General features: G+C 47.7%; 11 protein-coding genes. 8 read left to right on the plus strand and 3 right to left on the minus strand.

Annotated features, from left to right (window positions below):
* Nucleotides 1-94: 94 nt before the first annotated feature.
* Nucleotides 95-1,429, plus strand: coding sequence for a DRTGG domain-containing protein (locus H509_RS0117125; protein WP_028546162.1), 1,335 nt, complete (start codon nucleotides 95-97; stop codon nucleotides 1,427-1,429).
* Nucleotides 1,430-1,557: 128 nt separating this feature from the next.
* Here H509_RS0117125 and H509_RS0117130 read toward each other — a convergent pair whose 3' ends face one another.
* The 3 genes from H509_RS0117130 to H509_RS0117140 form a co-directional block, all read right to left on the minus strand.
* Nucleotides 1,558-1,866 (minus strand): YtpI family protein, encoded by a 309-nt coding sequence (locus H509_RS0117130; RefSeq protein ID WP_028546163.1) that lies wholly within the window; start codon nucleotides 1,864-1,866, stop codon nucleotides 1,558-1,560.
* A 193-nt stretch (nucleotides 1,867-2,059) separates the two neighbouring features.
* On the minus strand, nucleotides 2,060-2,545 hold the full coding sequence (locus H509_RS0117135) for a sporulation membrane protein YtrI (protein WP_157277775.1): 486 nt from the start codon (nucleotides 2,543-2,545) through the stop codon (nucleotides 2,060-2,062).
* 5 nt (nucleotides 2,546-2,550) lie between these two features.
* Nucleotides 2,551-2,877 (minus strand): YtrH family sporulation protein, encoded by a 327-nt coding sequence (locus tag H509_RS0117140; RefSeq protein ID WP_028546165.1) that lies wholly within the window; start codon nucleotides 2,875-2,877, stop codon nucleotides 2,551-2,553.
* A gap of 167 nt (nucleotides 2,878-3,044) precedes the next feature.
* Between H509_RS0117140 and H509_RS0117145 the strand changes: the two genes are divergently transcribed.
* The 7 genes from H509_RS0117145 (at nucleotide 3,045) to H509_RS0117175 (ending at nucleotide 12,128) form a co-directional block, all read left to right on the plus strand.
* Nucleotides 3,045-6,692: a DNA polymerase III subunit alpha gene (locus H509_RS0117145; protein WP_028546166.1), complete on the plus strand. Its 3,648-nt coding sequence runs from the start codon at nucleotides 3,045-3,047 to the stop codon at nucleotides 6,690-6,692.
* A 159-nt stretch (nucleotides 6,693-6,851) separates the two neighbouring features.
* Nucleotides 6,852-7,400: a phosphatidylglycerophosphatase A family protein gene (locus H509_RS0117150; protein ID WP_084159246.1), complete on the plus strand. Its 549-nt coding sequence runs from the start codon at nucleotides 6,852-6,854 to the stop codon at nucleotides 7,398-7,400.
* A gap of 350 nt (nucleotides 7,401-7,750) precedes the next feature.
* Entirely contained in the window at nucleotides 7,751-7,939 is a 189-nt protein-coding gene (locus tag H509_RS0117155) for a hypothetical protein (RefSeq protein WP_028546168.1), read from the plus strand.
* A gap of 140 nt (nucleotides 7,940-8,079) precedes the next feature.
* Nucleotides 8,080-8,961, plus strand: coding sequence for an acetyl-CoA carboxylase, carboxyltransferase subunit beta (gene accD, locus H509_RS0117160; protein ID WP_028546169.1), 882 nt, complete (start codon nucleotides 8,080-8,082; stop codon nucleotides 8,959-8,961).
* Nucleotides 8,951-9,916: an acetyl-CoA carboxylase carboxyltransferase subunit alpha gene (locus tag H509_RS0117165; protein ID WP_028546170.1), complete on the plus strand. Its 966-nt coding sequence runs from the start codon at nucleotides 8,951-8,953 to the stop codon at nucleotides 9,914-9,916. The genes accD and H509_RS0117165 overlap by 11 nt, the downstream gene beginning before the upstream one ends.
* A 163-nt stretch (nucleotides 9,917-10,079) precedes the next feature.
* The gene (gene pyk, locus H509_RS0117170; protein ID WP_028546171.1) at nucleotides 10,080-11,510 is read left to right on the plus strand and encodes a pyruvate kinase; all 1,431 of its coding nucleotides are present in this window, start codon (nucleotides 10,080-10,082) and stop codon (nucleotides 11,508-11,510) included.
* Nucleotides 11,511-11,606: 96 nt separating this feature from the next.
* Nucleotides 11,607-12,128 (plus strand): acyl-CoA thioesterase, encoded by a 522-nt coding sequence (locus H509_RS0117175; RefSeq protein WP_036698007.1) that lies wholly within the window; start codon nucleotides 11,607-11,609, stop codon nucleotides 12,126-12,128.
* Nucleotides 12,129-12,149: the final 21 nt, after the last annotated feature.

The raw sequence follows: 12,149 nt of genomic DNA on the forward strand, positions 1-12,149 counted from the left end.
TCCCTTTTTGAGCGATTTCTGTTTTGCACAAATGGGAATGATTGTGATACAATGACTACAGATTAGGACAGTTCGGAGAATCGGGGTGTAACAGATGGATATGCATGACGCAACCGTCACGAAGCATGAACAGCTACTCCATCATATTGAGAGCTTGAAGCCAGGCACAAAGATATCGGTGCGTAAGTTAGCCAAGCAATTGCAGGTAAGTGAAGGAACAGCTTATCGGGCTGTAAAGGAAGCGGAGAGCGTCGGCCTTGTAATTACGAAGGAGCGGATTGGCACAGTAAGGGTTGAGAAGAAGCCTCGCAACTTGTCAGAGCAGCTTACTTTTACAGAGGTCGTGGACATCGTAGAGGGACACGTTCTGGGTGGACTGAGAGGACTCTCTAAGACGTTAAATAAATATGTCATCGGTGCGATGAAGATGGACGCGATGGAACGTTATATTGATGCTGGAAGCCTGCTCATTGTCGGAAACCGAGAGGATGCACATCGACTAGCGCTCCAGCATGGCGCTGGCGTGCTGATTACAGGCGGGTTTGGTACAAGCAGAGAAGTAAAGATGCTTGCGGACACGCTAGATTTGCCGATTATTAGCTCGAAGCATGACACCTTTACGGTTGCTTCTATGATTAACCGGGCACTGTTTGACCGTTTGATTAAGAAGAAGATTATGCTCGTTGAAGATATTGTAGGCTCGAAGGCTCCAGTTGCAGTCATGCGCTCGTATAGTACAGTTGAGCAGTTCAGAAAGTTGCAGCAAGAAACGGGGCATAACCGGTTCCCTATCGTCGATGAATGGAATCGGGTATTGGGTATGATCGCTTACAAGGATATTGTTGGCGCCGAGCCAGATCAGACGATCGATAAGCTGTACACTCGTCATCCTATTACGGCTTCCCTGACAACAACACTTGCCTCGGCGGCGCACACGATGGTATGGGAAGGCATTGAACTGCTGCCAGTAATGGATCGAAACCGAAAGTTGATTGCAGTCATAACTCGCAAAGAGGTTCTGCAAGCGATGCGTGATGCACGGAAAGAGCCCCAACTGGGTGAAACATTTGAAGACTTGATTTGGAACGGGTTCGAGGAATTACGGAATGACGATGGGATGTTGTACTTTCAAGGTGTGATCACACCACAGATGGTTAATGGTCTTGGGTCGGTATCAGAAGGTATCATCCTATCCATTATGGCAAATGCCGCTTTGCGTGCAGTAAAAGATATGCGTGTTCATGATCATATTATGGAAAATATGACTAGCTACTTCGTTCGTCCAATTCAGATTGAAGATATCGTCACCCTCCAACCGAGATTTATTGAGATGAGTCGCAAATTTTGTAAGCTGGAGATTGAGATGAAGCTTCAAGATCAGCTTGTTGCCAAGGCGATGATGACGGCACAGTCGATTGACCATGATTAATACCGGCTGTTCAGACTGCCACACTGCGGGTCCGCCATTGCAAGCGGCAGTGCAGGGACATTGCTACCATGTACATAAAAAGCGTACAGTGCTGACACAGGAAATGGTGCACACTGTACGCTTATTTGTTATTTGGCTCCTTCATGAGCCAAAAGACGATTAAAGTGACCGTGATTTCGCAGGCCGGCAAACAAATTGAAGACGCCGAGTGCGAGTAATATAGCCCCGATGATGACCCTCAAGGTTGATCCTGTAAACATCGTCATCTGAAACACCGCAATGAGAATAAGCAGTAATCCCATACAAATGTTAGTTCTGGCGGCTAGTAATCCGCGCTGAAGCATGTTCTTCGTTCGTCTTGAGCGGAAGCTGAAGAAGACGGAGCTTATAGAGGTAAGGCAGATCAGCAGCGTAAGAATAAGTTGAATCACGTACATAACGGGCACGTCGCTCCTTCCAGCTGTATAGGGTAATGTTCAATTCATGTCCATTCATGTTAATCCTATATTACCATAATGTGAGAGAAGCGCCTATCTGAATTGTTGAGCTGAGTTGTGAAGCTTATGAGACGTCCCTTAACAAGGGTACACGAACGCTTGACGTTGCAAGCAGTATCAACTGAACCTGTTGTTAGGGTGCGGCAGGCACATGAGACTTAACATCCACCCACACATGAAGCACGCCTTCGGTCACAAGCATCGTACGCAAAGAGACTGTATAGTCACGTGCTTGAATATCTGTGTAAAGTTTGCGTGTCAACAGGCCTTCCACCAGTTTGGCATACTCGTCAATCTGAAAGACGTTGCGTCCTTTAAGTCCGGCGAGATCATGGGATAACCGTTTTCGAAGCTCCGTCTCATCTGATTGAGGAATGTCATCTTTACTGCCTGGGCCATAAATGTGAATGGAAATACTTTTAATAACAGTAGCTCGATTTTTGTAGCGGAGCAGGTCCTCATTTTCAGAGCGAAAATGAGAAAGCTGGTCCTGTAGGTCAAGATTCCGCATAACTAGTTCATCTACCTGATGCATAAAGATGGCATGATAGACGCAAGCCCCTACAATCATACCTACAAGTATGACGGCTCCATCACGAATCCAGTTGCGCGGGTGCATGCTGCTCACCCCCTTGTCCTGCACATCCACTGGATAAGTTCCGTGCCCAGATGCGCGCCTAGAAATGAAACGAGTATAAACATTAGCTGTTTAAATACAGGCGACAAGTTTCCGACCCAAAAATTAGACTCAATGACACGCAGCGGGTCAATCGTTCCGCCGACAGCAACGACGATAGCCCATATTTTGATATGATCTGCAATATGTTTCATCGTCTCGGCAGGAGATTGCAGAGCGATAACACTTGCGATACCACCAAGCAGCGAGCCGCCAAGCACGACACCAAATGCGATACCAAAGTCGATGATAGCTTTAGACAAAAAGGTTCCCATCGTGATGCCCCTTTCTTTTGTGTAAAGTAAAGGCAATGGACAAACTAGCCCCTTGTACATGTATAGGTTTTCTAGCTCAAAATATGATACAATGAAAGACGAAAGTATGTTCGGTTAAACAAACCCTGATATGAAAAGTTACACGGAAATGGAATGGAGTGAAGCGCATGAATGAATTTGTGCATCTGCACGTGCACAGCGAGTACAGTTTGCTGGATGGAGCTGCACGTATTGAATCGTTAGTGGAGCGGGCAGCGGCGAATGGCATGAAGGCGCTTGCCCTTACCGACCACGGCGTTATGTACGGCACGATTGCCTTTTATCGGGCGTGCCAGAAGCACGGAATCAAGCCGATTATCGGAATGGAAGCATATGTGACGACAGGCGCCTTGAGTGAGCGGTTGTCGCGCAAGGATCAACCGATCTATCATCTTATTTTGTTGGCTAAGTCGATGCAGGGCTACCAGAATTTAATGAAGATATCAAGCACCGCCCATCTGGAAGGATTTCATTATAAGCCGCGTGTAGATATGGACACACTTCGAGCATATAGTGAAGGCCTTATTTGTACCAGCGCATGCTTGGGCAGCGAAGTTTCACAGCACGTGCTGCATGACCGCAAGGAGGAAGCACGAGAAGCTGCATTAAGATATAAAGATATATTTAAAGACGATTTTTATTTGGAGCTTCAGGATCACGGCCTAGTGGAGCAGAAGAAAGTAAACATGGGCTTGATAGAAATGGCTCGCGAGCTTGATATTCCGTTGGTATGTACGAACGATGTTCATTATATAGAGGAAGAAGACGCGGCGATGCAGGATGTGCTTATCTGTATCGGTACGGGCAAGACGGTAGAGGATGAGACGCGACTGCGTATAGCATCTAATCAGCTTTATTTTAAGAGCGGCGTGCAAATGAACGCCTTGTTTGCGCATGTGCCAGAGGCGATACACAATACAAGTCGAATTGCGGATGCTTGCCACGTGGAGTTGGAATTCGGGCATTCGGTGCTGCCGGAGTTTCAGCCGCTGCCGCAAGGTCTTGCCGCAGGCCAATATTTGCGTGAACTGTGCGAGCAAGGGTTGTTAGAGCGCTATGAGCACTTACCCGAATGGGAAGAAGATGCCTTTGTCCAGACGGCTCGTGAACGGCTTGCTTTTGAACTCGGCACGATTGAGCAGATGGGCTTCTCTGACTATTTTTTAATTGTGTGGGACTTTATTCGCTATGCACATGAAGCAGGGATCATGACGGGACCTGGAAGGGGTTCTTCTGCGGGCAGTCTTGTGGCGTACACGCTCAAGATTACGAACGTCGATCCGTTGAAGCATAAGCTGCTGTTTGAACGGTTTCTTAATCCAGAACGGATTACGATGCCGGATATTGACATCGACTTTAACGATGAGCGCAGAGATGAGGTTATTCAATACGTATCTGACAAGTACGGACATGACCGTGTTGCGCAAATAATAACGTTTGGGACAATGGCCGCAAGGGCAGCGGTAAGAGACGTGGGGCGTGCGCTGAACGTATCCTATGGCGATACGGACCGCGCTGCGAAGCTCATTCCGAATCAGCTTGGCATGACGCTTACGGAAGCGATGAGAGTTAGCAACGAACTACGTGAGTGGTGCGAGAAAGAGCCTCGTATTCGCGAACTAATTGAGATGGCGATCAAAGTTGAGGGGATGCCGCGACATGCCTCTACGCATGCAGCAGGGGTCGTTATTGCGCCCGAACCGCTGCCGCACTTTGTGCCGTTACAAGCTGGTACGGAGCATACTGCATTAACACAGTACTCGATGGAGCATCTGGAAGCCATCGGTATGCTGAAGATGGATTTTCTAGGCTTGCGTACGTTGTCGATTATTGAGCGTACGCTCGCATGGATCAAGGCCAAGTCGGGCGAGACACTTGACTTGAATCGTATTAATGACCAAGACGAACGAACCTATGAACTGCTTGGACGGGGCGATACAACCGGCTTGTTTCAGTTGGAGTCAGCAGGGGTTCGTAAAGTATTACGCGAGCTGAAGCCTTCCGGCTTTGAGGATATTGTGTCCGTCTTGGCGCTCTATCGCCCAGGCCCGATGGAGTTTATTCCGAATTTTATTCAAAGCAAGCATGGTCGTAAGCCGGTGACATACCCTCATCCTGATCTGGAGCCGATTTTAAAGGATACTTACGGGATTATTGTGTATCAAGAACAGATTATGCATATTGCTTCCCGAATGGCGGGTTTCTCACTTGGGGAGTCCGATTTGCTTCGGCGAGCAGTTTCTAAGAAGAAGCGTGAAGTGCTTGATCAGGAGCGTACTCATTTTGTAGAGGGCAGCCTTCGACAAGGTTACACGGAAGAAGAAGCGAATCATGTTTATGATATGATCGTACGATTTGCTGATTACGGTTTCCCGCGTGCACATGCGGCAGCGTATGGTGTGTTGGCATTTCAGACGGCGTACTTGAAGACACATTACCCGACAGAATTTATGGCGTCCATGCTGACCGCTAATATGGGCAACCATCGTAAGACGGCTGAATATATTGAGGATTGCAGACGGGCAAGCATTGGAGTGTTGCCGCCAGATATTAATGAGAGCAACGTTACGTTTACACCTGGTTCTGATGCGATTCGGTTTGGTCTGGCAGCAATCAAAAATGTTGGAACGACGGCGATTGAGAGCATCATTCGCGAACGAGTAGAGCAGCCGTATCAAGATCTGCTTGATTTTTGTAAACGAGTGGATTTGCGGGTGTGCAACCGGCGAGTAATTGAATCCCTTATTCAAGCAGGAGCGATGGACAGCTTGCCAGGTCACCGGGCGCAACTGCTGGCAATGCTTGATGAGACGCTTGAAGCGGCAGCGAAGTGGCGCAAGGAACGTGAAGATTTACAAATCCAATTGTTTAATTTTGTAGAGGTAAACAACCGGGCCATCGATTATCCGAACGTGCAACCTTTTACGATGACGCAGCAGCTAGAATTGGAGAGGGAACTGCTCGGGATGTACTTATCTGGACATCCGCTTGATGATTACGTGGAACTGCTGGAGCGTTCTGACACGGATCGTATTGTAGACTTGCACGACGCAGTGGATGAGAGTGATTGCGTCGTGGCAGGTATGGTCGTATCCGAGCGAGTCATTATGACAAAGAAGGGCAAGCCTATGGCTTTTATCGGGTTGGAAGATCGGATCGAGCGAACTGAGGTTGTATTATTTCCTGAAGTATGGCGGCGGGCCAAGCCACTAATCACCAAAGGAGCGCTTGTAGCCGTGCTTGCGAAGGTGCAGCAGCAGGATGACGACTTTAAGCTTCTGGCGCATGAAGTTGCACCATTGGAACCGCAAGCGGTCTCGCAGCTTGCGGGCCGCGCTCGTGCGCGCCGTGACGCTGGCGCGGCCGGGCGCAGCCGCGGCTCTTCCCGTGCCGCCGCCCAAGCGACTAGCGGCACGTCCGCCCCGTCCACGCGCACCGCAAACGTGCGCGGGGCGGAGACTGGCGCTGCTGCGATGCAGCCCGCGCCAGCGCCGCAGGCGGCTTCACGCGCGGCTTTGCCTGCGCGTGACGACACACGCGCGAAGCAGAGCCAGCGCGTGTACATCAAGATCACGGCCGACCATGAACGGCCGGAGCTGTTGAATGAGCTGAAGCAGCTCATTCAAGCGCACCCGGGACCGCTCTCGACCGTGCTCTTCTACGAACGCGAGCAGCAGCTGCGGGCTTTGAGCAGCGCTTATGGGGTCAAGCCTTCACCTGAGCTGTTCCGGCGCGTAGAGACGATGCTAGGCGAAGGAAGTGTTCGTGTACGCTAGTGAATCAAGTCAAGCGGCTAACTCCGTTCTCAGGTGTTAGCCGTTTGGAATGCGAATAAGACGGATACAATCTTCTTGTTTTCATGGATGTTACATTATTTTTTCGTAAAGCTATTCACCCTTCCTACACCTTCCGCATATCATGTAGATACACCCTATATGAGAAGACAAGACTGTCGTATCGGGAGAATGGAGGGAGCGCCTGTGACCTATGATGCAGCAGCGCAGTGGCTGGAACAACGTGGGGTATCACTGCTTTCGATAGCTGAGATTGCATTTGAGCTACAAAAGCCTTACAATGCGACATTAAAGGTGGAAGATTGTTTGGAAAGCGTGAAGGCGGTGCTTCACAAGCGTGAGGTACAATATACGTTAATGACAGGTATTGCATTAGACGTAATGGCTGAACGGAAACAATTGCCTGAACCTTTGCAATCCATGCTGGAGGCAGATGAATCGTTATATGGTGTGGATGAGACGTTGGCGCTAGGTATTACGGGGGTATATGGGACGATTGGCTTGACAAGCTTTGGTTATTTAGATAAAACCAAAATAGGTGTTCTTCGACATTTAAACAATCATCAACAACAAATCCATGTCTTTTTGGACGACCTGGTGGCGGGTATTGCAGCGGCAGCTTCGTCGCGGATCGCACATCAGGACACAAAAGCTACCATATACGATACGATTGATCGTGTGGATAGTTAGATTGCATTTATCAGATCACGATAATCTGTCAGCAGATCCTCAGTTAAGACATTCCCAGTAGTGCTGAGCTTATCATACTCCCGCTGTGAGATGTCTTCACTTCACCTTCATTGATTCATATTCACAAAAATCTTCATATTTTATTCGTAAAAAATAATTTATACGTGACATACCGAGCTGAATTAGGCATGAAACAAGGCGTTGGAGGCCATTTGGCGTCGAAATCAAGAGATGGAATTTTGTGGGGAGTGCTACTTGCGTCATGGATTTGGTTGCTATGAAAATGACAATTATGTTATCATAATGGCATTATACACAGCTCTATTGGAACGTTAGGGGGGTCTCCGCGAATGTGGACGGTTATCTACATCGCTCCGACTGCCAAAATCGCAGACATGATACTTGCAAGATTGACGGAAGAGGGATTCCTTATTCGAGTACGTCCCATTCATCTTTCCAAGCAGCAATTTGAAGTGCTGGTGCCTTCCGGTGAGGTAGAAGAAGTACAAGAAGTTCTTAATTCGATTCTGCATGCGTAATACGGCTGCTTGATGAACGCAACAAGGTTCAGACAGCCGCTTTTTGTTGTCTGGATATCATACGAACGGCTTGTGACAATGGACAAGCTTCGGTTCGTTGGCGTCTAAAGCAGACTATCACGCTCAAAGAGGTGTAACGGGTGTTCAAAGACTTGTTTCAGAAAAAGAAAAAGTATGCAACGGTTCCTTCCGTGCGTGATGATAATCGACCTAAGCGTGAAATACCTGAAGGTATAATGAACAAATGCCCCAAGTGCGGCAACATTCAGTATTATAAAGAGCTTGAAAAGAACCTCAAAGTATGTTCTGAATGCGGACATCATATGCGGCTTAGTGCTTACGAGCGCATCCAAATGACATTGGACGAGGGTCGTTTCTTTGAATTCGACATCGACATCGTGCCAGAGGACCCGCTAAATTTTCCTGGCTACACAAAGAAGCTGGAACAGCAGCAAAGCAAGTCTGATCTCTCGGAAGCTGTAGTGACGGGAGAAGGAACAATTGGTGGCTTTCCGGTAGTGGTAGCCGTGATGAGCTTTGACTTCTTCAGCGGCAGCATGGGATCTGTTGTAGGGGAGAAAGTAACAAGAGCAGTTGAGATGGCGATGCTAAAACAGTATCCGCTTCTTATATTCTCCACATCAGGCGGAGCACGTATGCAAGAAGGTATTCTTAGCTTGATGCAGATGGCGAAGACAAGCGCGGCAATAGCCAAGTTCCAAGATCAAGGTGGTTTATTTATTTCTGTCATTACAGACCCTACGTATGGCGGTGTATCCGCTAGTTTTGCCATGCTGGGTGATATTATCGTGGCCGAGCCAGGGGCAGCATTTGGCTTTGCAGGTCGCATCGTGATTGAGCAGACCATCCGTCAGAAGCTCTCTGATGAATTCCAGACAGCCGAGTTTAATTTGAAGCACGGCCAATTGGATTTGGTTATCGCACGCAAAGATTTGCGTCAATCGCTTACGAAACTTATCGAATTGCATACGGTGAAAGGAGAGATGTCCCATGAAGGGTGAACTTTCATTCGAGCAGCCGTTAGTCGAGCTGAAGCAGAAGATTGCAGAGCTAAAGCGATTCGGGGAAGAGAAGCATATTGATTTTTCGGAGGAGATCGCACGCCTCGAAGAACGTTATCAGAAGATAGCGGAGGAGATCTACATGAATATTTCTCCCTCACAGAAGATGCATCTTGCACGCCATCACCAGCGTCCAACGACGCTTGATTTTATATCTCATATTTTTACTGATTTTGTTGAATTACATGGTGATCGCTTGTATGGTGACGATCTTGCCATCGTTGGCGGACTTGCCCGTCTGAATGGCTTATCGGTGACGGTTATAGGACATCAACGCGGTAAAGATACAAAGGAGAACATTGCACGCTTCTTTGGCAGTCCTCATCCGGAAGGTTTCCGTAAGGCACTCCGCCTTATGCAGCAAGCAGACAAGTTTAAGCGTCCGATTATTACATTTATTGATACAAAGGGCGCATACCCAGGCAATACAGCCGAAGAACGAGGCCAATCAGAGGCTATCGCCCGCAATTTGCGGGATATGGCTATGCTTGGCGTGCCTGTCGTGTGTGTTGTCATTGGTGAAGGGGGCAGCGGCGGTGCGCTTGCACTTGGCGTAGGTAACCGAGTGCTCATGCTGGAAAATGCCATTTATTCGGTTATTTCACCGAATGGAGCAGCTTCCATCTTGTGGAAAGATGCATCCAAGGCGGATCAAGCTGCCGAAGCGATGAAGATTACAGGAGACGACCTGCTGGAGATGGAAGTTATTGAAGGTATTATCCCTGAACCGCCAGGTGGTGCACATAAGAATATTGCGGAAACGGCTGCAAGTGTAAAGGTGGCGCTTTGCAAGCACTTGTCCGAGTTGATGGAGATGTCTGCGGACGAGCTGCGTGAAGATCGTTACAACAAATTCCGCAAAATTGGCAAGTTTGCAACGGTGGATCTCAGCTAACAATAATCTTATATAAGCGTGCATGAAATTGGTAAAACTTTATAATATGATGATCCTCATATACAAATGCCGCACGTTATAGTAAATTAATTAGTTGAGAACCATTAAGAATTGTAGATGTTTTAGAGATACTAGAGAGCCCAATAATTGGAGGAAACCCAGAATGCGCAAAACTAGAATTGTATGTACCATCGGTCCTTCCAGCGAGTCTTTGGACAAGTTAAAGCAATTGATTATGGCCGGCATGAATGTTGCACGTTTGAACTTCTCTCACGGCGACTTTGAAGAGCATGGCAACCGTATTACGAACATCCGTCAAGCTTCCAAAGAATTAAACAAAACTGTTGCGATTCTGTTGGACACTAAAGGTCCTGAGATTCGTACAGGCAAGTTGGCTGTAGAGCCAATCGAGCTTGTTCAAGACGAATTCGTAACGTTGACGACTGAAGAAATTCTTGGGGACAAAGACCGTATTTCGGTTACATATAACGAGTTGCCGCAAGATGTTGAAGTCGGTTCCACAATCTTGATCGATGATGGTTTGATCGGATTAACTGTTGTTGACATTCAAGGCACTGAAATCAAGTGTAAGATTGTAAACGGTGGTACCATTAAGAGCAAAAAAGGCGTTAACGTACCTGGCGTAAGCATTTCCTTGCCAGGTATTACGGAGAAAGATGCTAGCGATATCCGTTTTGGTATTGAGCAAGGCGTTGATTTTATCGCGGCTTCCTTCGTTCGTAAAGCAAGTGACGTAATGGAAATTCGCAAGCTGCTCAAAGAGCACAACGGCGAAAACATTCAAATCATCTCCAAAATTGAAAACCAAGAAGGCGTTGACAACTTGGATGAAATTTTGGAAGTGTCGGACGGCCTGATGGTTGCCCGCGGCGACCTTGGTGTTGAAATTCCAGCTGAAGATGTACCATTGGCTCAAAAGCTGATGATTCAAAAATGTAATTTGGCTGGCAAGCCGGTAGTTACAGCAACACAAATGTTGGATTCCATGCAACGCAACCCGCGTCCAACACGCGCAGAAGCAAGTGACGTAGCAAATGCAATTTTTGACGGCACAGATGCAATTATGTTGTCCGGTGAAACGGCTGCTGGTAAATATCCAGTAGAATCCGTATTAACGATGTCCCGTATCGCTGAGAAAGCAGAATCTGCATTGGAGTACCGTGAGATTTTGACTAAACAAAGCTTGAAACAACAGGTAACGGTAACGGATGCGATCAGCCAAGCTGTAGCTAACTCTGCATTGGATCTGGACGCAAAAGCGATCATCACGTCCACTCAAACGGGTTATACAGCTCGTATGGTGTCCAAGTATCGTCCTAAAGCACCAATCATTGCTGTAACTGCATCTGAGCAAGTGATGCGTGCGATGGCATTGACTTGGGGTGTAGTGCCTGTTAAAGGTCAGCCAGCTACGAACACAGACGAAATGTTTGATGTAGCACTTAAAGGCGGACTTCATACAGGTCTTGTAACTGAAGGCGATCTTGTTGTGATTACGGCAGGTGTTCCAGTTGGATGCGCAGGCTCCACTAACCTGGTTAAAGTAACGCAAATCGGCACAAGCTGCAAATAGTCATCTTTCGCAAGGAAGCCATTTGGCTAATATAAAGACACAAGAGCAATGGTTTATACCATTGCTTTTGTTGTATTCGAAAGAGGGGAAATTGGGTTGCCAGAGCCTAAATTAGCTGCCTGTCCATCAGCGCTAACACCGTGGTACGGGCATGTGCTTCGTGTACGTTATCAAGAGACAGATAGTATGCGTGTCGTATTCCACGGCAATTATGTAACCTGGTTCGAAGTTGGACGTACAGAATGGATAAGATCGTTAGGTATTAATTATAAAGATTTAGAGACAGAGGGGCTGTTATTGCCAGTCACAGATTTGCAAGTGTCATACAAGCAGCCTGCTGTATATGATGATCAGGTTGCTGTATACACGCGGCTTCAGGACTGTAGTCCGATTCGGATGGCATTTCAATCTGTAGTCTGTCGTGTGCAGCAATCTCTCGCAGATGAGCTTAGTGGTAACGGATGGATCAGTGAACCGACGGGGGAATTGCTCGTGCAAGGCGGGACAACACATGCATGGGTGAACGGGGACTGGCATCTGACCAGATTTGATCGAGCTCAACCCGACATATGGAAGCTGCTGCAGGAGTTAAAAGCTTTACCTGCAACGAGCAGCTAGTTTGTCCGAGCGTGGGCGTGG

This window comes from Paenibacillus taiwanensis DSM 18679 (assembly GCF_000425125.1).
In the GTDB taxonomy this organism is placed as follows: Bacteria; Bacillota; Bacilli; order Paenibacillales; family Paenibacillaceae; genus Paenibacillus_B; species Paenibacillus_B taiwanensis.

What these genes read in the sequence shown, in the direction of transcription:
- H509_RS0117125 (WP_028546162.1), top strand. Translation starts at nt 95, where the DNA reads ATGGATATGCATGACGCAACCGTCACGAAGCATGAACAGCTACTCCAT.
- H509_RS0117130 (WP_028546163.1), bottom strand. Translation starts at nt 1,866, where the DNA reads ATGTACGTGATTCAACTTATTCTTACGCTGCTGATCTGCCTTACCTCT.
- H509_RS0117135 (WP_157277775.1), bottom strand. Translation starts at nt 2,545, where the DNA reads ATGCACCCGCGCAACTGGATTCGTGATGGAGCCGTCATACTTGTAGGT.
- H509_RS0117140 (WP_028546165.1), bottom strand. Translation starts at nt 2,877, where the DNA reads ATGGGAACCTTTTTGTCTAAAGCTATCATCGACTTTGGTATCGCATTT.
- H509_RS0117145 (WP_028546166.1), top strand. Translation starts at nt 3,045, where the DNA reads ATGAATGAATTTGTGCATCTGCACGTGCACAGCGAGTACAGTTTGCTG.
- H509_RS0117150 (WP_084159246.1), top strand. Translation starts at nt 6,852, where the DNA reads ATGAGAAGACAAGACTGTCGTATCGGGAGAATGGAGGGAGCGCCTGTG.
- H509_RS0117155 (WP_028546168.1), top strand. Translation starts at nt 7,751, where the DNA reads ATGTGGACGGTTATCTACATCGCTCCGACTGCCAAAATCGCAGACATG.
- H509_RS0117165 (WP_028546170.1), top strand. Translation starts at nt 8,951, where the DNA reads ATGAAGGGTGAACTTTCATTCGAGCAGCCGTTAGTCGAGCTGAAGCAG.
- pyk (WP_028546171.1), top strand. Translation starts at nt 10,080, where the DNA reads ATGCGCAAAACTAGAATTGTATGTACCATCGGTCCTTCCAGCGAGTCT.